Genomic DNA, 21,500 nt, shown 5'->3' with positions numbered 1-21,500 from the left:
CGAACAACCATGGATGAGTTTCATTTTCATTCGTGGCGGGTCGCGCTACTGCCGGAGCTGGACCAGACCTCTTTGTTTGGGAATGTCGACTTCTCAGGTCCGGCCACGGTCGCTGCAAACCAAGACGTTTTGAACACATCCATCCCAGTTTTTCTCTGCCCTTCTACGCCCAATGCCAACGCCTTGGTGCCAGATATCTATGCCTTCAACGATGGCAAGCCACCGAAACAATACGTCGGTACCGCAACTCGCAGCGACTACGAAATAATCGGTGGCGTCAACTATGGTGATGGTCCTGATTCAGCTAGCATCGTCCTGGACGTGGCGTACGGGCCCTGGGGCGAGCCCAAATACGACATAGCGACCTTTGACGTTCAAACCGTTCGCGAGGCGAGGCTGAGAGATATAACTGACGGACAAAGCAGTACGATTCTTGTTGCTGAACGGGCGGGACGCCCGGATCTGTACAAACACGACGCTGCTGTTAAACCACATCCCAACGGAATGGACCACTTCCAAGCTGCTTGGGGAGTTAGTGCCAGCTATCCATGGCTGATTCCATCGCACGAGGAAACTGTTGTGAACGCCTCAAACGACAAAGGAATCTACGGTTTTCATTCTGGGGGTGCTTACGCTTGCTTCGCCGATGGAAGCGTTCGGTTTCTAGCCGAGAGTTCAGATACAGCTGTCATCAATGCTCTAATTACGCGTTCCCACGGCGACATTGCTACGGGAAACTGAAAACGACAAACCATGGCTTGCACCGGCGCGGCGGTGGTCACCGTTTTGGCAACGGCTGAGTCGTTCGCCGCCGCCCGCTGAACCGTACCGTTACCCGACTCAAGCACAGACAAGCAACACGAATTCTTAAACGCTGGACAATTCAATATGTCGAATCAACCTGTCACAATGCTGCCACGGAGTCGCGTTTCACTTTTCGATCAGGAGATCGTATTTCGGCGTGCAGATGACAGCATTTGGCATTCGGTAAATCTCACGGACGTTGAACAGGTTAGTTGCCATAATACGGTAAATCGATTCGCTATTATCGGATTGATCGTGTCGGCTAGTTCCGTGCTTCTTGCCTACTTGTTTTTCACGTCCCTGTGGCTGCAGATACCACTTTTTATTTTTGCTTTCCTCGCTGCGGTCATTGGAATCGCCGGCCTTACGAGCACGCAATTGGTGTTGTCGGTGCTAAACGATGGCAATATAGTTCGAACGTGCCATGACTCAAAAGGCGAAGTTGAAATATTCGCGGCAAGCTGCGCGGTCGCCATCTCCAATGTCCGTAAGTCAAAGAAAAGCACTAACATCCAAGCCGGCGGATAACCATAAAATTGCGAGGGAGTGGCGGTGGCCGCGTTCCTCGAAGTAGATGATCAACTCTCGCCACCCCGTGAATTCAAACGTTACCCGACTGAAATCCATTCGACACCATGCCAAACACCGATCCAAAATTTGACACGCTCAGACAACACAGCACACTCGCGCATGATGGCGATCGGGGGACTGAATGGTTGATCGAACACCTGTCCCGATGGGATGCTCGCTACGGAGTTACGCTATCCGATGCGGGACATAACCGCGTCATGGTCGAGCTCGCGACTGTCCCTGGTAACACCGACGAATTCGCTGCTGAGGTCTATTCAATCTGCCCTGACGTCGTCACTGAATACTTCACGTCGTTTACCGAACTCGCTGACGACAACCCAAACCCCAACTACGCCAAGTCGATTGAAGGCCTGGACGAAATGGACGATGACTTCGGGCTCAAAGCAATGAAGCGGTGGATCGTGCTCGAACGTAAACTACCACTATACTGGTCCTGACTCGTCGCGTCTGACGGCGCTCGCGGCGGGTAACCAATGCGTGAACCCGCGTTGTGGGCGGGCCGTTTTCTGAATTCATCGTCACTCGCCACAACCGGGTTACGCTTGTCGTTCACCGACACAATTCGAAACCTTCTGACGGAACTAACTGCCAGCTATGACCGAGAACCCCTACTCACCGGCTTCGGACTTGGGGGACGCGATTGTTGACCGATACCGTGTTCCATTTGCGATTGCTTTCTGGTTGACGGCCATCATCGCCGTGTTGTTAGCGGTCGCTACGATTTACTCGGCTTACATGAACTATGTTGTCCTACGGGATTCTGGCGGCAAAATTCCAACGTACGTTCCGCTCGTTACAATCCTGATGATCTGCTGCTCTGTCGGCTTCGCATACTCTGCGTTTCAGTGGCGAAATCGCAAGACACGCGGCGCTCTTGTGACATTCCTGATAGCAACGGCCACTGTGGTGGGTGGACCGATCATCCTGCTGACCCTGTCTATGGTCTAAAAACATTTTCTATCTGGTAGCGAACGTTCTCATAATTAACAAAAATCTCGCCGCGACCGATGCGCAGTAGACCATTCGGTCGATGCGCCTGATATGATTTTGATCAACGTCAATTGCGGTGGTTGACGTGAGGCCGCTGCATCGCGGCGCACCGCGCCATGAACCGGAGTTCGCCATGGCGCGATTACGAGTGGATACCACATTGGCAATCCCGGTTATGGCAACCGTTCACCATTCGAGAAAACGGAGTGCTTACCGTTCACCCCGGTGATTTCTGATGCGTCTGGATCAATACACACTAAAACATGGTATGTGGAACACCGCCGTTTTTGCGGTCTTTTGTACATTCGCGTCGACCTATCCGCATCTGGTAACGTTTGGCGGCGTGATTCCGATTGCAGCAATCGCATTCTCGAACTCGCGACGAAAACTTATGAACTTGCTCACGGTTGCTACGTTTACCGCAAACGCTGTGATGTTGCCATTTGCAATTAGCGGCGAACATCCGGATATGGGCGACGGGGTCGTCGCGACTATCGGCGCAATAATGGGACTTGCGTTCGACAGGATTGTTTTCCGCCCCCATCTGTAAGCGGGATTTGCTAAACTGCTTTGGAAATGAACATCATGCTAATGCACTTTTGGCAAACACTGCGATGCATGTGAGTCGCTAAGCTAGGTTTAATTGAAGTGGTCAGTCGTTCGCGGCGACCACGTGATCGTTATCCGGAAGAGACGTATACGTCCCCAATTGCAACAATGAATCTGCAAATCATAATTCCACTCGTCGCTGTGTCACTTGTTGCTGTGTTTGTTTTATGGGGAGTCATTTACACTTGGGTAACGGGAAAGCCGTTCATCGTTGTCAACTCAGGGAATTCCGCCCCGACATCCGAGCAGTCGCCATACCACCAGCTGCTGGACACACCAGCTGACAGGCTTACCGATGACCAGAAGCGATCTCAGTTGTCTGGTGCAATCGCTTGGCAGAATGAGGGAAGAATTTTCGAGATACTGGCGACTGATAAAGGCTTCCTGTCCAAGGTAGCGAAATACAATAGCAAAACATGGATTGGGCAGGCAGTAGACCGTGGTTGTAGCCTCGACGTCTTGGACCGGCTACTTGAATCCGGGTGTGATGTCAACGAACAACTCGAATCCCGGCCAATCGAGATCGCTGTCAATAAAGACAGGATTGATGCATTGGGTTGGTTGCTGAAAAATGGAGCAGACCCGAATCTTGGTCGACCGATTGTTGCAGCGGTAAATCATAATAAGAGTCCTGAGCTACAGCTTGAGATGCTTGAGCTTCTACTGAACGGAGGTGCAAACATTAACAACACTTTTCCACTTTTTGGAGATGAGCAAAACAGCTTTACCGTTCTTGACTGGGCGGTTTTATACGGTTTATCTCCACAGGTCATCGAGTACCTCAGGTTACGTGGAGCGATTCACAAATGGCCGCCGGAGAAAATTGCATCAGCGCAAGGAGACCTTCAACCACGACGTATTGTCGGGTGACTGCCAACGTCGGATAACTACGCGATGATGCGGAGACGATGTGGCATGGCCTTAACACTGCGTCCACGACGTATTTAAACGAATGCTGCAACCTGCAGAAATTGGTGGAAAGTGATGTGTCACCGAAATCTGTCACCCTGCCCCCTCGTGCGCGTGAATACGCGTCGCGCGGGCATGGGCGTGACAGGGGCACATATATTAATAGAGAGAGAGTTTTTCCCTATATTTACGGTCTTTTCTCCCGAAAAAATCTGTCACTAATCCGTCACCATCGAGGGTGACAGATTGGGACGGTTCTTGGTTAAAAAGCATGATTTGGCTCCAAATCGAGCGAGAACTGTCACCACGGCGTGACGGATTGGGGACAGATTCGTGACGGATTAGTCGAGGTTGATTTGGTAGCCTTGGGCCGGTTTGGTTTTGGATTCGATCCACACCGCTTTGATCTGTTCTTGTTGCACGAGCGTTTGAACGACCTGGTCAAAATCGTTCGCTTTCATTTTCATGGTTCGCATGATCTGCCTGCGGCTGAGGATGCCGGTCGATTCGTCTTGAAGCCGCTTCATGAACTTCAAGCATTCTTTGTGAAACGGGTTCTCGGCGACGTGAACTGACGCGAGATAAAGTTGCCGGCGTGTTTGGTGCAGTGCGAATTCGCTGGCCCAGCGAACTGCCGCGACGGAGATCACTGGCTCGGCGTGGTTCTCACTGCACGCATAGATCAATGCCAACTTCTTTGCATGTTCACATGTGCGACTCCACGCGGCACGAGCCACTTCGTCCCCGTCGTCGTCCGCCTTGTCGTATTCGACTTCGGTTTGCGTTCGCAAATCCGTGATCGCGGTCTCGGCATCCGGTGTGAACCGGACCGTTGCCGTTTTCGGGTGCTGGGACATGAAGTTGCCGCCGCCCGGTGTGAAATCCGCCCACCATTTTGCCGTTTCCAAGATGTCGTCGGGTAGGTTGCGGGCCGATCCCGGCGTTTGTCCTTTGCCACGTTTTCCGACGTCGATGATGTTCAGTCGAGCGAAGAAGCCGTTGGTTAACATTCGCGTCGACAGCGACTCATAGAAAAACTGTGGCGTTGCGGTTCCCCAGCACCGTGCAAATCCATCCGCCGGCAGGCGACGACCGCTTGCCGGCTTTTGGGCTGACCATCGAGCGGATTTACAAAGGCGTCACTAACGAGGTCATTGTCCGTGAAGGCGGCTTCGAGTTTGAAGGCGAATTCTACAAATCGCTGACCGCCATCGCCAGACTCATCACGGGATCGCATTGGAACGGCTACCGATTCTTCAAACTCATTTACAAAGGAGCCGACCAATGATCCGATCGACAGATTCCAGCAAGGTGAAAGCGGTTCGCTGCGCGATCTACACTCGCAAGAGCACCGAAGACGGCCTCGAACAAGAGTTCAACTCGCTCGACGCCCAACGCGACGCAGGCGAAGCGTTAATCGCCAGCCAAATCGGGGAGGGCTGGGAATGCTTGCCGACCAAGTACGACGACGGCGGCTACACCGGGGGTAATCTCGATCGCCCCGCGATGCAGCGACTGATGGCCGACATCGACGCCGGTAAGATCGACTGCGTCGTCGTTTACAAAGTCGACCGACTCAGCCGATCGTTGATGGACTTTTCCCGTGTCATGGAAAAGTTTGATGCCCGCGGGGTCGCGTTTGTTTCGGTGACGCAGCAGTTTAATACTGCCAGTTCGATGGGCAGGCTGATTTTGAACGTGCTTCTCTCGTTCGCCCAGTTCGAGCGAGAAATGATCAGTGAACGGACGCGTGACAAGATCGCTGCGGCTCGACGTCGAGGCAAATGGTCCGGCGGAATGCCGCTGCTTGGGTACAACGTGATTGACACCAAGTTGGTCGTCATCCCAGAAGAAGCCGAACGCGTCCGACAGATCTTTGGGTTGTACCTCCAGCACGATTCATTGCTCGACACCGCCAATGAACTCAACGACCGCGGCTGGCGAACCAAACGCTGGACCACCAAGAAAGGAACGCAGCGCGGCGGCAAGCACTTCGACAAAACGAACCTGCACACGCTGCTGACCAATTCGACCTACATCGGCCAGATTCGGTACCGCGACGAAGTTCACAACGGCGAACACCAAGCGATCGTCGACGACGCCCTCTTCAATACCGTTCAAAAACGATTGAGAAAGAACGGCCGCGGCGGTCATGAAAAAGCACGTAACCAACACGGTGCTTTGCTTCGGGGTGTCCTTCGCTGCAAATCCTGTGATCGCTCGATGATCCACAACAGCAGCACGAAACGCAATCGACGATACCGCTACTACGTCTGCGGTGGAGCCCAAAAGCGAGGCCACGCGACATGCCCCGCACCGTCGATTCCCGCCGACCAGATCGAAACCTTCGTCATCGGCGAGATCAAAGCCATCGCCACGGACCAAGACTTGATTGCTGACATCTATGAGCAATCGCAAGCTAAGGTCAAAGTAAAACTCGACGAATTGGTCCGAGAACGAGATTCACAAATTGAATTCCTGCGGTCTTACCACGGCCAGGTGAACCATCTCGCCGTGACCAACGGCCCAATGGAACTCGTTGCCGACTTGCAAACGCGGATCACGACCGCCGAACGCCGGCTCAATGAGCTGGAAGAGCAAATCTACGCACTCGAATCAAAATCTCCCAAGCAAGTCGACATCGCTGATTCACTCGGCCGCTTCGACGAACTTTGGTCAACGATGAAACCTCGCGCCCGCAACGAGTTGATCGAAGCCCTCGTCGACCGAATTGACTACGACGGAGTGGCCGGCACTGTCGACATTCACTTCCACCCCACCGGCATCACCACGCTAGGCCAACAACAGGACACCAACGCATGAGTACCCGAACTCCCGACCAACCCGACACCGCCGCCGTCACGCGACCGTTCACCGTCACGCGCCGTTGCCACGGCCGCCGCGCCGTCACGCCCGGAACGCCGCCACCGTCGCCCCCACCGGGCCGACTGCCACGAGTCACCAAGCTACTCGCGCTAGCCATCCACTTCGACGAACTCATCCGCACCGGCGCGGTCACATCGCAAGCCGAACTCGCCCGCCTCGGCCAAGTCAGCCGCCCCCGACTGACCCAAATCATGAACCTTCTCCATCTAGCCCCGGGCATCCAAGATAAGGTATTGTTTCATCAAAAGATTTTGCGTGGCAGGGCTGAGATTACCGAGCGCACGTTGCGTCGCATTGCGGCGCAGACAGATTGGTCGAAGCAAAGCAAGAAGTTTGCCGCTCAGTTTTCTAAAGAGAGCCAGTAGAGCATCAATCGACAGGCATTCTTGCGGCTGTCAGCGACATCTGCGACAATCATTTAACGTTTTGGAACGGAGCCAAATTGAACGCAGAGAACAAGACTCTAGTCAGTCCATTAAGGTACCCAGGGGGCAAAGCATTTTTAGCGCCTTTTGTCGCGGAGATTCTTGCGCTAAACGAACTGCGTCCAGAGATATTGGTTGAGCCGTTCGCGGGTGGGGCGAGTGTCTCATTGCATCTCCTTGGACTCGATCGCGTTGATTCCATCGCACTCTATGATCTTGATCCGCTGGTATCCGGCTTTTGGTGGACCGTGTTCAACCGTCGAGCGTTATTGATCGACAAACTCGATCGCGAGCCGGTAACCATCGATCAGTGGCGAACCATCAAAGATCAGAAAATCAATGGACACTGCACGAATGCATGGAAATGTCTCTTCCTGAATCGAACGAGTTTCTCCGGAATCCTCAATTCGTCTAGCGGTCCAATTGGAGGTCAGAAGCAGAAGTCTGCCTACGCTCTCGACTGTCGCTTCTACAAGGACACAATTGCGTCGCGAATCGAAGAACTATGGGAAATGCGGCACCGTGTATACGACATTGGAACGCAGTCGTATTCAAAAACGCTTCGGGACTACGAGGCAGAGCGAAATTTTGCCTCGTGTTTCTACCTTGACCCGCCGTTCTTCCACAAAGCAGAGAAGCTTTACAACTTCTATTTCAAGAGTGATGAACACAGCAGTTTCTTGGAAGAGGTTCGAGACCTGCAGAAACCTTGGGTTTTGAGTTATGACTACTGCTCCGAGGCAGTAACGTTGCTCCGTCGACTAGGACTGCGATACCGAATTGTTCCTGTCAACTACACCGCAGCGAACAGCACCTCACCAAACCCCAAGAAAGAACTCGTCAGTAGCAACCTGGATCTACCAAGGATAAAAAAGTCATGAGCATCGCGGATCGTTTTTCAGCCTCCGGAGCGCTGCCGTCGCTAATTCAGTCAGCTAATTTTGTTGGTTGGGTGTATTCGATTGATTACGAGAACGCCCTCGTAATGACGAATGATCTGTGGAAGAGCAAGGTCCGTGGCGTTCCACACAACGGCTTCCTGATTGCGGCTTCTTTTGATCCGGAGAGATTCAGCCAGACGAATGAATTGCAGCGAGAAATCGTTTTGCTGAGAGTGGTGGGATCGACACGACTTCCAATGGATGACGATTTAGTACGAACGAAGATCGAACACTTTCAAGAGCGTCAGGACCAAAACCCGGACTCGGACCCACTAGATGATCTGACGAGAAATCAGCTTCAGTTCAATGGACTGCAGACACGAATTTTAGGGACGTTTTACTGCAATGACGCGGGACGCCTTTGCCTTGGAAGTGACTTAGAGTCATACCATTCTGCAACTCGACTTTAGGTCTATAAACCTCGGGGCAACTCGCTGAAGGAGATTGTGAACTACATCAGCCCAATGCGTGAAGAAGCAGCCAAGGATGAAGCCAAGCGACTTGGAATTCAGGGAACGCTTCCCTCGTTCGCGATAGGGAATGTTCGATTTACATCGGCAAACCGATTGCAAGCAGGAGATGAGCAAGTCGAATTCAACATTCAAGCCGTGGACTTCTTAGCCAGGCGAACTGCCGTATTCGGAATGACTCGAACCGGCAAGTCGAACATGGTTAAGAAACTGGTCTCCGTCGTAAAGAGGACCGCTGACCAAACCGGGTTGAAGATAGGCCAAATCATCTACGACTTGAACGGCGAATACGCGAATGCCAACCAGCAAGACGACGGTGCGATCGCCGACATCTACCCCACGCAGACCGAGCGATACCGTATGTTGCCAGCGGACGGATTTAAGCTAATACAAAACAATTTTTACACGCAGATCGCTGAAGGTCACGCGCTGCTCCGAGAAGTACTCAGTGACCCCGCGCCGACGTCTGCGGATTTAAAAGGATTCTTAAGCGTTACCTTTGAACAACCTGAAGATCCCAACGACCGGTCAGCATCAAATCGTTGGCGTTTGAAATGCGCAATTTATCAGGCAGTTCTGTTCAAGGCAGGTTTTCGTCCGCCTGACCGCTTCCGTGTCAGCTTTTCGGCGAATGCTACGGTGAGACAGCGCGTTGATCCGAATAATGATTTTCCGCCTGGCAATGGCGGCAATCTGTCTCTGACGCCAGCGGATGCAACTGAATGGTTTTCGCGTGCGAGGCGAGCCGATCGCGAGAAAGATGACAACCGGCAGCCAATGCGATTGGCATCTTCAACACGAGGTCAGAACTGGCTCGATGAAGATTGTGTTTTGCTGCTCAATTTGCTTGAACAGAAAAGTGGGAACGATGCTTACATTACTGGATTCAAGCATCTTGTTTCATACAGAGACTTTCATTCTGCTGACCGAACCCAAGACGTTTCCGAGGAAATTTACCAACACCTTGAGGCTGGTAAGATTGTGTTCCTCGACTTGTCTGTCGGTGACCCAAGCAATCGAACTCGTTTAAGCACGGTAATCGCTCGACACATTTTTTCTCGATCAGCCAGCGCATTTAATCGCGGTGAATACCCTCCGAACATCGTGATCTATGTCGAAGAGGCTCACAACATTATCGGAAAAAAGGACGCGCTGACCGCAACATGGCCGAGAATCGCGAAAGAGGGGGCGAAATTTCGCATCGCGACGGTGTACGCGACACAGGAAATTTCGTCGATCCATCCTAATATCCTCGCGAACACGGAGAACATGTTTGTATCTCACTTGAACAATGAATCTGAAATTCGTTAGCTGGCCAAATTTTACGACTTCAAAGACTTTGGCGTCTCTCTAATTCGTGCCCAAGACGTTGGTTTCGCTAGAGTGAAAACACTGTCTAGCCCATTTGTCGTGCCGGTTCAGATTCACAAGTTCGATCCGGAGGTGGAGAAACGCATTGCCAATGGTGGTGGGGGAGCGAGCTAGATAGCTATGCCGTACGAAAACCAGTTAGGAAGTAAAACATCTCACTCCGATGTCGTTCGCAACCCTGAAGTTCAGGCCTTCTTGAAGCGTTGCGAACCGTTCAAAGAACCGTCTGAGGACGAACTCAAGAGTCTGACAGATTTATTCGCGTCACCGGACTACACAGAAAACCCTCCTGCCGTTCGACACGTCATTGCTTCAGACGGCAGCTTTTACCATTCTAGCATTGACGACCGATTTCCAAGCGTCCAGGTTTCCTACCTCAAGTTCAGCACTATTCTTATTGAGATGGCGGACTTTGACGGGCTGGAAGATTCCGAAACGCATTTGGTTGATCCGTTTCGCGTCGCAACACTCCAACGCAATCGCGACACGCTTACTCTTGTGCTCCCGTTATCCAACTTCCGATTGCCGACGGACAAGAGCGTTCGTGAAACCTTCCGTCGGCAAACTGAAGAATTTCTGCGATCGCCAGCGACCCGTTTCCGTGAAACTGACGACTCCACAAGTTTGCTGAGAACACTTGCTGAGTTGGCATTGCTTCGTGAAGATCCCAACGCTCCAACGAATCATATACGAGTCCACCGATGCCCGGACGACGAGTGCGAGTCGCGAGACATCTATCTGGATCTTGGTCAGACCAAGTGGCAATGTGCGGGCTGCGGTGGCGAACTGTTCATCAGCGATTGCTTGCGAATTTGGGAAGGAATTACCGATTTGCATGCGAAGCAAGAGCCGGCATCAAGGTTCATGTCGTATCTCGAACACTTACTTCCGGTTCATTACGCACGCTATCTCAGTCGTGAATCTCCGACAGGACTCGCTGGCCTTGCATTGATGATTGACGGTCCTCTTGCTGTTTTCGGAAACGCCGCGTGGTTGCACTCATCGATCATGCGATTCTATTCTCGCCTTCGAACGCAGTGTCGCGCAAACAATCAATTGGGACCAATCGTCGTAGGTCTTCAAAAAACCGGGTATGTGGTCGATTTCATGAACCGTTTGGCTCCCCATATTCAGGGCGACAAACTTTTTAGCATTACCGACGAGTTTCGATACGAGCACCTCGGTGTTCAGCGATCTGGAAACGGCTTTGGCTCTGAAACCTATTACGGTCATGACTTCGCATTCAAGACATCTAGTGGCAAGATGTTCATTTTCGCACTTCCGTACCCGTTTGAAGCTAAGTCTGCATCGCCCGATTTCGCAACTCTGAAGTCCGAGCGAGATCGGTATCCCGAGCTTACTCGGGCAGTTGCGTTGATTAACGAGGTGTCAACTGATCTTTACCGCGACGCCGTCATTCCAATCGCGTTGGCTCACCGACATGCAGCGATAAGCCTAAAGCCGGGCGGTCGGGTATTGGACATCATGGGACGCGAAACACGAGGAGCTCGATAATTCGCAGTTGGTTCAAATTTGCTTCTCGATGCAGTCAACAGCTCCATCAACATCCAGAAAATCGCACCCGAGCGATTCGCAAAGCAAGTCATCGGACAGTAATTCGTCTAGTTTTCGGAAGTGCTTTGAAGGCAAACGCTGAGCCAACTGAATGGCGTCGATTGTCGTAGCAGCAATCGAAGGCAATCGCTTAACCAGTTCATCTTTTCCTGTCGACTCGAACTCAATGGCAACGTCACGATCCGTGCAGGCGAGTCCTAAATGATCAGCAAGTAGGCAGAGCGTTCGCTGAATGCGAGTTCCTGTCCATGTGAACCACAAACATCGGTTTGGCGAGAGAGCGACGACATTCGCCTCGCAAATGCGGCTTGCGTTGGCGGTCTCTTGCGCTTGGGTAAACAATATCGCAGCGGCATCATCGAGATAAGGCAGCGATTGATTGCTGCATACGATTTGTTTCATTTTCTCACGAACACGCGGATGGATTTCGCCGCCACCACCGAAAAATTTTGGCGGCTTCTTTCCTTGGGCTTTCTTGACGATCACTTCGCGTTGGCTGTCGTCGATATTCATTACCTGCCATCGCCGACCACCTAACAAAAAGTGATCATCAATCTTGGGAAGCGAATCGGCCGGCAGCATTCCGATTGGTACGCTTCGATGCAAGACGCTGTAATCGCTCCCGCTTGCGAAGGCGCTGTAGAACGAATAGTGACGCACCATCTGTTCACCTTTGGGCGCTAGAATGAGATCGCCTTGAGGAGTTTGTTCGATAAGTTCCTTAGCCGCCAAACAACGCAAGACTCGCGAGAATTGCCCAGCAGAGAAGTTTCGGAATGCGCCCTTGATGGTTAGTGATTCAAAGACTTGAGACGCTTGGGCACCACCACTTTGGGCGAGCGAACTGAGAATCTGGTGCGTGAAAGTACTCAGATCAAATCTCGCGACAAAGGGTGGTTCGACCCATGTGGGACGTTCCAGCATAAGCTCGGTTGCAGCTGCCGCCCTCAGTAAATCAAGATGCAGCTTGTCCAGCAAACTCGATTTCTCCGTGATCGGCTGCTCTGTGATGTAGAGTCGCATGCACTGCGGTTCATCTTCGCCGCGTCCGCTACGCCCGAGTCGCTGAACGAGCGAGCTAACTGACCAAGGCGGCGAAACTTGTCCAACGGCGGCGACGTTCCCGATGTCAATTCCAAGTTCAAGCGTGGACGAGCAGACCGTCGTCCTTGGCCGTCGCCCGAGCATTTCGCGTTCTGTAAACTCGCGGCTCTCTTTACTTAGCGAACCGTGATGGACCAAAAATTCCTCGGGGCGCCCATCAGATCGACAATGTGTGTTAAGTGCATCGGCATACTGCTCGACGTCTGACTTGCTGTTTGCGAAGATCAAGTTCTTCTTGCCGACGAAATGCTGGAACATTGATTCGCTAAGGCCGACGGGCAATGGCGGTGTGTCGTCGTCGGTGGCCTCGCCTCGCGGTTTTGGTGGAGCACCAAGGAAGCCGTGAATCTTGTAGAGCAGTCGTTTCGATTCGGAGCTGCCTTCGATCAGGTCGACTTCGCGATCGCCGTCGGGACGCATCCAATCGCGATAGGTAGGGAACGCATCTCCAAGAGTTGCCGACAGACCGATGAGACGGAAGTCGTGTTCGGTTTGCTGACGCAGACGGAACAAAAGGCTTCGCAGATGTGTACCACGTTCAATTCCTACGAGCGAATGAATCTCGTCGATTACCACAGACTCAAGGTTTCGGAAAACGGTTGCGATTCGCGACGTACGGTTGAGCAGAAGTGACTCGATGGATTCTGGTGTGATTAGCAAAACGCCACCGGGATGTTGGGTCAAACGCTTCTTTCGTCCGGAATCAACGTCGCCGTGCCAGCGATGCACGGGGATATTTGCCCTCTCGCAAAGATTTTCGAGACGGCGAAACTGATCGTTTATCAGCGCCTTCAGCGGCCCGACATAAACCGCTTGAACCGACGGTTTGGGCGCATTGAAAATTTGCGACAGAATTGGCAAAAACGCAGCCTCTGTCTTCCCTGAAGCTGTATTGGCAGAAATGATAAGGTCTGCGTCGCCTTGCAAAACCTTCTTGATCGCCGTTTCTTGTATCGGTCTTAGGGAACTCCAACGCATGTCCCAGAGAATGCGTTGGATCGGCGGCGCAAGCAGATCGAAAGCCTGGGACGAACTCACAGCCGAAACTCAGTCAAGTCATCTTCGGTGGATGTTGTTGCTGATATTGACGCGCCACCATCGACCGGATTGGATGATGGCTTACCCAGTTTCTGAAGGTGGTCTTCCCAACTACGGCTTGAGTCTTGCTCCAAAATGTTGAGTAGGCTCACGAAGTCCTTGATTGTCTCTCGCGGCGTCTGGAAGTATGCCGCTCCCATTCTCGCTTGACAGTTCTTTAAGAACTCAATTAGTCCTTCCCGCGAGACGTAATGGTCTTCAGGATTCGTGCCGGCATGCACACGCCTAATGTTCATCAACAGAACGAGGCAGTCTTCGGGCGTCAAGTTTTCCAGCTTGATCACGGGAGAAGAATAGTCTTGCTGCTTCTCGTCGGCAAAGCGGTTGGGTGCCAATCTTGTTGACAGAGCTTCATAGCTATAAAGTCCACGCCTTGGATCTTCCAAGCATTCGTCAGTGCCCGCAAACAGAAATGCAATCCCTTCGGCACGCCCCTGAAGACAATCATTTATGATCCGAAGAAGGGCTTCATAATTGCTGTTTCTCGCCTGCGTATTAGACAACCGATGCGATAGCACAACCAGTTCATCCACATTGACAAGCAAGCCGGAATAGCCAGCCAAACGCACGAAACCGGCGAACAGCTTCAGGTAGTCGTAGAAGCCAGAGTCGTCGATGATCGAACGAACTCCGAGATCCTGGCGGGCTTCGGTCTTGGTAGTATACTCCGCACGCAACCATCGCAAAGCATTGGCTTGCAGCTCCTCATTGTGCGTAGTGTAGCCTTCGTAGTATTTCGAGATCACATTCACGAAGTCAAAGCCGCTGACCAAATCTTGGAGCGGACGAAGGACACGCACGAACTCTTTCTTGACATCTTCTTCCGTTCCATTGCCCGCCTGGCGAATCGTGTGGTCAATCTCGCCCACCCATCGCTCAATCACGTTCTGGAGAGCATTGCCATCTGGCTTGGACCGCGTGGAAAGGTTACGCATTAGTTCACTGTAGAGAGACCTGGCTTGTCCGCCGGATCCATGAAACCGTCTCTCCGTGGTGATGTCGGCTTGTGCGACAACGAACTTTCGCTTTTGTGCGACGTTGCGAATCAGATTGAGGAAAAATGTTTTCCCGCTGCCAAACCGGCCAACGATAAAGCGAACAGATGCGCCATCTTCCTCAACCAACTTCAGGTCACCGACGAGGGCATCAACTTCGTTGAGTCGCCCTACTTGAATATGCTGTAAGCCGATGGCCGGCACGACACCAGCCGAAAGTGATTGCAGGACAGCTGATCGTTCACGATTTGGAATCATCGTCTAGCTTGCTTTCCCAAGAAGTTGTTTATGAATTGTGAATAGATCGCCTTCTTCGATCAACCAATCACCAAACTCATCGGTTGACCATTCGTTAATCGCTTCGATCGCGCCACTAAGCATCAGGCCATGTTCATCGGCGAGCCCTCGCAGATCATCGGGCGACCACTCTGCAATTTCAAGGATCGAACCCAAAAACGGATGATAACGAACATCGAGATCGCCAAACCGAACCTCCACTTGCGGACCCTTGTGTTCAGGTTTGGCGGGCTCAGGAACTGTTGCTGAGCCCTTCCCACTCTCTTGATGATCTTCGTTGTTATCGCAACCATCGTCATCGTCAGCCATCGCATCACGAAGCAGCGAAGCAACCTGATGAGTTTCGGCCATGATTTTCGACACCGCATCAAGGTCGAGTTGCAAATCTTCGGGTTGGTCATTGCTTGATACACTGGAGTTCTCGTGCCGCTGGATTAGTTGATTAAGTTCAGCCTCGTCCAATTCCAACGACCGATAGGCCTTTCGGAGTGCCTTTTCCTCAGCTTTGCAAATGACTTCGTCACTAGCGGCAACGCCCACGAGAAATTCGCCTACCAAGCGACGGTGCTTAAGCGACAACTTCTTTGCGAGAGCCTTGCCAATTGTGTTGTCACCGGAACGTGAATGGAGCAAAAGATACTGCAAACGGTCCAGTCGCTTGGACTCTGCTTCCGAAAGGTTGAATTGGCCCTGTAGATGTTCGTTGATAAAGGTGAGTTCTTGCTCGTCGACGCTTCCGTCGGCCTCCGCGATGCTCGCTCCCAGTCGTAGTAGAACAGATGCGGCCGCATAGGCGGTGGGGTCATTTAGCACCTGTCCATCATGGAAGAATAGGGTGACCTTCTCATCCCACCGATAGTTATTGCCGGTGATGCGAGCGTCGGGTTCAACACCGAAACCGATCGCATCCGCCGTTGCCAGTATCTGACCGCACTGGCTTTTCGTAAGTCTGTCACGAGTCGAAATCTGTTTGATCGCAGCCAGCTCGGACACCGGAACGATTGGCCAGTCATCTTCATCAACATTGGATTCCCAAGCTTTGAGCCACGCTTCTTCCTCGGGGTGCTCACCCTGACGAAGCTCGGGTGGAAGCGATTCGTAGACATCAGCAGTGACCTCGCCGGCTGATTTTTTCTTTGCGCGACTGAAACCTCGCAGCGACTCGATGCACTCTTCCCAAATAGCGATGAGCGGTTTGAATTGAGCAGTCTTGCCAAAAACGTCTGGACGCGGAGGAATCGACGGACCATCGTTGGAGTGGAAGTTGCGGAGTAAGCTGCCACTCGCCGGATAGTAGTCGACTCGCTTGGGTCGTTTACTGATATCTAGACGAATCCCTTTTTCGCAGCGTTCCCTATACTTCACCTTGAACAGCTTGTTGAATTCATCTTCGTGACGACTGACGATTACGCTCGAAGACGACCTTGCGTCACGCTGAGCAATTTTTCGTGCGAGCCGAGACGGCAACAGAATCGACTTGGACTGAAGGATGCCGAGACAAATACCCAGTGTCTCATCAGTCCATGTCGTCGTTACCTTGATTGCATTGGCGAGCATTGTGTTTTGCAGTTCGCCAGCATGAGACGCAAGATAAAGCGACATCCACAAGAGCGAAGTGCCGTAACGTCTAAACGAATTGGATTTTCCGTAGATGAGGAGTAATCGCATGACCTCGTTGGCAACCGCAATGTAGTCCGCGCGATCAATCAGGACGCGTCGCTCGAGCCCATAGAAATAGATGAATACGAAGCCAAATTCGACATTGGGATCTTTTCGTCCCGATTGCAGCCAATTGAGATAATCACCTCGCTGAATTGCAGAGCAATCGTAATAGCTGGGCCAATAGGGCAACGAACCACGATACTCATGCGATACGGACGCGACTGGAAGCGACAAGTCAATCAAAGAGGCATCAAACTGGCCGTTCATTGGTCCGTTGGCAAGATACACCAAAGGGTCATGAACATCGAGGGTAATCGGGGTGCCCTTGCCTAACGAGACTCGAAAACTAATCGAGTCACCAGGACCGTAGAAAACAACGTCGTTGCTCTGTAGGTTTGATTTGGGAATGGCTTCAATGTAGCGTTCACTTCCCACCGAACCCTCTGGTTTCGGAATCCGGTAGCCACCTTCATTCGCATGGATTGGTGTCGGCACCGAACGCATCTCAACCAAATCAGATTGGTCTGCCGACAAGGCACCTTTGAGAAATCTACGAAACATCCGTTTTCCTACCTCTGTACCTGATCAAGAAACTGTTGCGAAGCGATGACGGGCTTGCCAAACTCCCTTGCCTTTTTTGCTTTGCCAGATGACGACGACGGATCAACGGCAACGACGAAATCACATTTGGATTTGGTAACACTCGAGACCACGGAGTATCCGCAATCGGTCGCAATTTTCTCGAGTTCGGCTTTCGACAACTTGTGGCCGTTCGCATCGACGAAGGTGCCGGTAAAGCAAATCGAGGCACCATGGGGGATATCGCCGCAATCACACTGAGCTTCTGTAACTGCGGGGACTCGATCCGATTGGATTCCAAGAGCTTTCGCTACGAAGTTCAGTGCAACGTTTTCTTCACTAGTGATCACGCCGTCTTTTTTTGCCCCCACGACCATCGCTTGAAAGTACTGTTCGTGTGCGCTGGCGATTTCCTCCGCGGTAAGGGAAAGTTCCTCGGCCAAAAAGTTTAGATGTTGTTGTTCGTCTGTCGTCAAAACGAGATCATCGAGTACCCAGTCAAGTAGGTCCATGTACTGAAGCAATCGGGTATCGCCCTCGGTGTAGATAACTCGACTCAGCAGCCTATCGAGCACGAGAGTCCCTTCATCAGCACACCGACGATGAGTCCGAACCGATATCTCGCCCGGTACGCCCCCAAGTTTCAACGGATGCCAGACACATTGTGGCTTCAAAGCCTTCAACAATCCGGCACTCGCGCGGGCATCAGCAAGGGCACGATGATGCTTTGGTGGTTCGACACCAAGCATCTGACATGCGGCAGGCAATTTCTGTTTCGTTAGCTTCAACGTGCAGATACCGACACCAGGATCGAAGATTGCTTTCAGGCGACCAAACTCTTGACCGAGCATTCGTTCATCAAAAATCAAGTTGTGAGCGACAGTTACGCGATCACCAATGCGATTTGCAATCGCGGGAGCAACTTCACTAAACGACGGTGCCATCGAGATCATCTTCGGCGTGATGCCATGTACATGCGTCGGCCCAAGATCACGTTCAGGATCAATCAATGTCTCGTACTCGTCTACGATCCGCAGACGATGATCAAGAAGCACAACGCCAATCTCGATGACGCGATCACCCTTTCCAAATCCAGTTGTCTCTACATCAACAACCGCAAACCCGGTTTCTTCATTCGCCATGCCTTTCGCCCCTGTTTTATGATGCCTCTGATACATGGAAACAAGTTTAACAGATTCAGATTTGGGATGGTGCGTCAGGGGAGTGCCCTGGAAATTGGTTGATGCAATCAAGTACTCCGCGAATTACGTCGCCGGCATGCGTGGCCCGAAGATACTCGCATTCTTTGCCATCTGCAGTTCGTTTTTCCATCGACTGCTGACCGATCCAAAGCAAGTCCTCCGGTTTGTCGTCATCGACAAGCACTACCAACCCGCCGCTCATTCCTTTGACCGAAGGACGACCTCGCAGATGCGGCTTAAGAATGATTGATCCACCCTGCAAATCGCAGGTTTCGATTGACTCGAATCGACCACAGATGTTTCCAATGCCGAAACGCTCATGTGTCTCGCGCTCGCCGTCGGCGATTACTTCAAGAGTTGAAAGCCTTACCGTTGTCGATCCGTCGACGCTGTGCCCAATCACCAAACACGAGCCCCGCTCTTCAGACCGCCCGCAGTGTTTCTCCGTCGAGATTACTGGAACCAGATCGGCGTCAAGCGATTGCCTCAGCTCATCCTCAACCGCAAGCACGCCTACGTCAATTCCGTTTCGTGCTGCACGCGATTGTGATCGAAATAGGCTGGGAGAAAGAATATATTGCTTGAGATTCTGTTCGATTGCATGATCCTGGTGATGAACACAAATGCCCTCGACGATTTCCAGGTCCAGGCAGTTGTGCACCAGTTCAATGAAGTGGCCGGCTGTCACTAAAACTCGCTCGCCCGGAACTTCCTCAAGCAGAAAACCGGAAGCAATATGCAGATGTGAGGCTTCAACGGGCCGAGAAAGCGTCATCGCCAACCCCACGCTGTAGGAAGCGAGTTTGCGACGAATGATGTCTTCTTCGGTTCGAGTTCGGTTACCCATCGCCCAACTTCCCTGGTCAAAATGTTGTTGATTACCAGCGTCGAATTGTCATCTGCTCTGAAAAATGCGTTAACCACCCGCCGGCAACAAACAGAGACTCTGAGAGTTCTCAGACCGAGCCACCGCGAGACCGGACCTGACGGCCAAGATCGGTTCCGTGCTGGCGTTCTCGGCAAGAGAATCGAGAGCGCTGGTGTCGGCGACGTGGCGGGCCAGTGTGCCGCGAAACGCGGGTTAAAACGAAAAACGCCCGCCAACCGATGATCGGCTGCGGGCGTTAAGTGGTTAGTCTGAAAATTCCAAGATTTTCAGTTTAGCTCCCCCGACAGGACTCGAACCTGTGACAAGCGGATTAACAGTCCGCTGCTCTACCAACTGAGCTACAGGGGATTTTTTAAGCGTGATTCTTTACAAATCACTTAGACTTTCTTTCTCGGCAATTCCTTGCCGTCGTCTCTCTTAATTTGCCGAAAATTTACTGAAACTCCCCTGCCGTGGCAAGGGCGGGGGAGCTTAGATTTTAATTCATCTGCGATTTTTTCATGATCGCCGCCGATTCCGCCAATTCACTTGCCGGTTCGTCGCATTTTATCAATGCAAATTCTTACCGCAAATATTGCTCCCTAATCACACGAGACCGACTCTCGCGGTGAACCACACCAAATTGGGGCGTTTCAACTCCGCAGCCTCCCCCGCTTCAGCCTAGTCCGTTTTAAGAGAGTCACCTGATCCTGGCAGGGTTCGCTCTGACGTGGCGACTGTGAGCGATGGAGAGGGAGTATTTGAGAGGCGTGGCGGGCTAGGGTGGCGGGTCCAGGGGGATGCGGGGTGGGCGGCTGACAGGTTGAAAACCTGTCCCACATGGAGCGGGCGAAAGGCTTGAGGACTTCCGCTACGGGAGGCTCGGAGTGCGAGGTAAGGAGGAGCTGATGACAGGTTGAAAACCTGTCCCACGTGGAGCGGGCGAAAGGCTTGGCGAGTTTTCGCTACGGAGCGAGGCTGCGATCAGGTTTGCGAATCGCCGTCGAGCGGGTTGTCGCCCTTGATCTTGATCATCGTGACTTCGTTGCCGACATCGTTGTAATACACCTCGCTCATCACTTCGCTGATCAACAATACCCCGCGGCCACCGGGGACCTCCAGCAGACTCTCCTGCCGCGGATCGGGGACCTTTTCGGGGTCAAACCCTTCGCCTTGGTCACGGATGCGGATCATCACTCGCTCGTTACAGCACGTCAGCTCGACATCGACCGTTTTGTCGCGAGCATTGCGGTTGCCGTGACGCACCGCATTGACGATCGCCTCTTCGTACGCCAATTGAACGCGAAATAAATCCGTCGCAGGCCACTCACGCTGGCCCATCTCCTGAATCAGCTCTTCGACCAGGTCGCTGCCAATCCGCGTGTCGCTGGGAATCGTGTGTCGTCGCGTCCAGGAAGGACCGTGGTTGGTGCCCATGACGGATGTCTCTTTTCGCACGTGTTCTAAACTCACGTTGGTTGGGACGAAGAAGGAGGAAAATGCTAAGTCGATCGCCGCATGTCATTGTTTTGTATCGATTCGCAGCCAGAAAAACCTGTAGCGTTTCTTTGCGTCTCGCTTGGCGAAAACCACGCTCCACGCTGATTTGGCGCTGCAAAAGTCGCCGACGTTATCATTATCGGCCGATGTCTTATTCGATCTGGCGTTTTTCGTAAACAGCATTCCGAACATATCCCCCCCCGAACTTTACAGTCGCCCGATTGCATGCAAATTAACCACCGCTGCCTCAGCGAGGCTCAGTGGATGAGCACGATGCGGGAATTCAGCGGCGATTACGTGCTTCCACCGATCGATGCTCGGGCCGCGTTTTTACGGGGGCAGCCTGCAATAACATGCTCGGCTCACCGCAACTTCATCCAGATCCGATCAAAACTTCATCAGCTGTATCGGCGTCGAGCAAATGGCGTGCCCATAGGATCCTATAGACTTTGCGGATGTGGGGAGAGGGGGAGGGGGATGACAGGAGAGCCGATGACAGGCTGGCAGCCTTTTTATACCCCAAAACTCATTTGCTTGAATGCAACGAAAGCTTCAACGATGGTCGAGAAACGGCTCATCCCACGCCAGAGAGTTTTTGAGCCGGGAGGACCCTGCGATTTTTTG

The 21,500-nt window shown here is 52.4% G+C and carries 20 protein-coding genes and 1 tRNA gene; 12 read left to right on the top strand and 9 right to left on the bottom strand.

The genetic code is table 11. From position 1 onward, the window contains the following. Window positions 1–741, top strand: a 741-nt coding sequence (locus tag ABX962_RS07475; protein ID WP_372718067.1) for a DUF1559 domain-containing protein, incomplete at its 5' end; no start/stop codon positions are given. A gap of 189 nt (window positions 742–930) precedes the next feature. Here the strand turns inward: ABX962_RS07475 and ABX962_RS07470 are convergent. Then, window positions 931–1,182, bottom strand: coding sequence for a hypothetical protein (locus ABX962_RS07470; protein ID WP_372718066.1), 252 nt, complete (start codon window positions 1,180–1,182; stop codon window positions 931–933). A gap of 257 nt (window positions 1,183–1,439) precedes the next feature. On the opposite strand from ABX962_RS07470, the gene ABX962_RS07465 reads away from it, so the two are divergent. The 4 genes from ABX962_RS07465 (at window position 1,440) to ABX962_RS07450 (ending at window position 3,864) form a co-directional block, all read left to right on the top strand. After that, window positions 1,440–1,832 carry a DUF4253 domain-containing protein gene (locus ABX962_RS07465; protein WP_372718064.1) on the top strand — a complete coding sequence of 131 codons (393 nt, stop codon included), beginning with the start codon at window positions 1,440–1,442 and terminating at the stop codon, window positions 1,830–1,832. 157 nt (window positions 1,833–1,989) lie between these two features. Further along, window positions 1,990–2,343 carry a hypothetical protein gene (locus tag ABX962_RS07460; RefSeq protein ID WP_372718062.1) on the top strand — a complete coding sequence of 118 codons (354 nt, stop codon included), beginning with the start codon at window positions 1,990–1,992 and terminating at the stop codon, window positions 2,341–2,343. A gap of 277 nt (window positions 2,344–2,620) precedes the next feature. Then, a complete protein-coding gene (locus tag ABX962_RS07455; RefSeq protein WP_372718061.1) occupies window positions 2,621–2,935 on the top strand; it encodes a hypothetical protein in 315 nt (104 codons plus the stop codon). 167 nt (window positions 2,936–3,102) lie between these two features. Then, the gene (locus ABX962_RS07450) at window positions 3,103–3,864 is read left to right on the top strand and encodes a hypothetical protein (RefSeq protein WP_372718059.1); all 762 of its coding nucleotides are present in this window, start codon (window positions 3,103–3,105) and stop codon (window positions 3,862–3,864) included. Between the two features lie 380 nt (window positions 3,865–4,244). On the opposite strand, the gene ABX962_RS07445 is transcribed toward ABX962_RS07450, so the two are convergent. Further along, the gene (locus ABX962_RS07445) at window positions 4,245–4,913 is read right to left on the bottom strand and encodes a DUF3987 domain-containing protein (RefSeq protein ID WP_372718057.1); all 669 of its coding nucleotides are present in this window, start codon (window positions 4,911–4,913) and stop codon (window positions 4,245–4,247) included. Window positions 4,914–4,942: 29 nt separating this feature from the next. On the opposite strand from ABX962_RS07445, the gene ABX962_RS07440 reads away from it, so the two are divergent. The 7 genes from ABX962_RS07440 (at window position 4,943) to ABX962_RS07410 (ending at window position 11,511) form a co-directional block, all read left to right on the top strand. Continuing rightward, window positions 4,943–5,191 carry a DUF2924 domain-containing protein gene (locus ABX962_RS07440; protein WP_372718055.1) on the top strand — a complete coding sequence of 83 codons (249 nt, stop codon included), beginning with the start codon at window positions 4,943–4,945 and terminating at the stop codon, window positions 5,189–5,191. Next, complete coding sequence (locus tag ABX962_RS07435) at window positions 5,188–6,726, top strand: recombinase family protein (protein ID WP_372718053.1); 1,539 nt, start codon at window positions 5,188–5,190, stop codon at window positions 6,724–6,726. The genes ABX962_RS07440 and ABX962_RS07435 overlap by 4 nt, the downstream gene beginning before the upstream one ends. Continuing rightward, on the top strand, window positions 6,723–7,154 hold the full coding sequence (locus ABX962_RS07430; RefSeq protein ID WP_372718051.1) for a hypothetical protein: 432 nt from the start codon (window positions 6,723–6,725) through the stop codon (window positions 7,152–7,154). Before ABX962_RS07435 ends, ABX962_RS07430 begins: the two co-directional genes overlap by 4 nt. A gap of 77 nt (window positions 7,155–7,231) precedes the next feature. After that, the gene (locus ABX962_RS07425) at window positions 7,232–8,095 is read left to right on the top strand and encodes a DNA adenine methylase (protein WP_372718049.1); all 864 of its coding nucleotides are present in this window, start codon (window positions 7,232–7,234) and stop codon (window positions 8,093–8,095) included. Then, window positions 8,092–8,565 carry a hypothetical protein gene (locus ABX962_RS07420; protein WP_372718047.1) on the top strand — a complete coding sequence of 158 codons (474 nt, stop codon included), beginning with the start codon at window positions 8,092–8,094 and terminating at the stop codon, window positions 8,563–8,565. The genes ABX962_RS07425 and ABX962_RS07420 overlap by 4 nt, the downstream gene beginning before the upstream one ends. Window positions 8,566–8,721: 156 nt before the next feature. Next, window positions 8,722–9,936, top strand: coding sequence for a helicase HerA domain-containing protein (locus ABX962_RS07415; RefSeq protein ID WP_372718045.1), 1,215 nt, complete (start codon window positions 8,722–8,724; stop codon window positions 9,934–9,936). A 180-nt stretch (window positions 9,937–10,116) separates the two neighbouring features. Beyond that, the gene (locus ABX962_RS07410) at window positions 10,117–11,511 is read left to right on the top strand and encodes a DNA double-strand break repair nuclease NurA (protein WP_372718043.1); all 1,395 of its coding nucleotides are present in this window, start codon (window positions 10,117–10,119) and stop codon (window positions 11,509–11,511) included. A 12-nt stretch (window positions 11,512–11,523) separates the two neighbouring features. Here the strand turns inward: ABX962_RS07410 and ABX962_RS07405 are convergent, their stop codons facing one another. The 7 genes from ABX962_RS07405 to ABX962_RS07375 form a co-directional block, all read right to left on the bottom strand. After that, the gene (locus ABX962_RS07405; protein ID WP_372718041.1) at window positions 11,524–13,653 is read right to left on the bottom strand and encodes a DEAD/DEAH box helicase; all 2,130 of its coding nucleotides are present in this window, start codon (window positions 13,651–13,653) and stop codon (window positions 11,524–11,526) included. Between the two features lie 56 nt (window positions 13,654–13,709). Next, on the bottom strand, window positions 13,710–15,026 hold the full coding sequence (locus ABX962_RS07400) for an ATP-binding protein (protein ID WP_372718040.1): 1,317 nt from the start codon (window positions 15,024–15,026) through the stop codon (window positions 13,710–13,712). 3 nt (window positions 15,027–15,029) lie between these two features. After that, window positions 15,030–17,288, bottom strand: a complete 2,259-nt coding sequence (locus ABX962_RS07395) for a TerB N-terminal domain-containing protein (protein ID WP_372718038.1) — start codon at window positions 17,286–17,288, stop codon at window positions 15,030–15,032. Between the two features lie 8 nt (window positions 17,289–17,296). Then, a complete protein-coding gene (locus ABX962_RS07390) occupies window positions 17,297–18,448 on the bottom strand; it encodes an exonuclease domain-containing protein (RefSeq protein ID WP_372718036.1) in 1,152 nt (383 codons plus the stop codon). Between the two features lie 55 nt (window positions 18,449–18,503). Next, window positions 18,504–19,355, bottom strand: a complete 852-nt coding sequence (locus ABX962_RS07385) for a hypothetical protein (protein ID WP_372718034.1) — start codon at window positions 19,353–19,355, stop codon at window positions 18,504–18,506. Between the two features lie 317 nt (window positions 19,356–19,672). Next, window positions 19,673–19,745: transfer RNA gene (locus tag ABX962_RS07380), tRNA-Asn, on the bottom strand. Between the two features lie 615 nt (window positions 19,746–20,360). After that, complete coding sequence (locus tag ABX962_RS07375) at window positions 20,361–20,849, bottom strand: ATP-binding protein (RefSeq protein ID WP_372718033.1); 489 nt, start codon at window positions 20,847–20,849, stop codon at window positions 20,361–20,363. Between the last annotated feature and the right edge of the window lie 651 nt (window positions 20,850–21,500).

It is taken from the genome of Novipirellula sp. (assembly GCF_041583735.1).
Lineage (GTDB): Bacteria > Planctomycetota > Planctomycetia > Pirellulales > Pirellulaceae > Novipirellula.
Note: the sequence above shows the minus strand (reverse complement) of the source record. Positions and strands in the feature narration are given on the sequence as shown.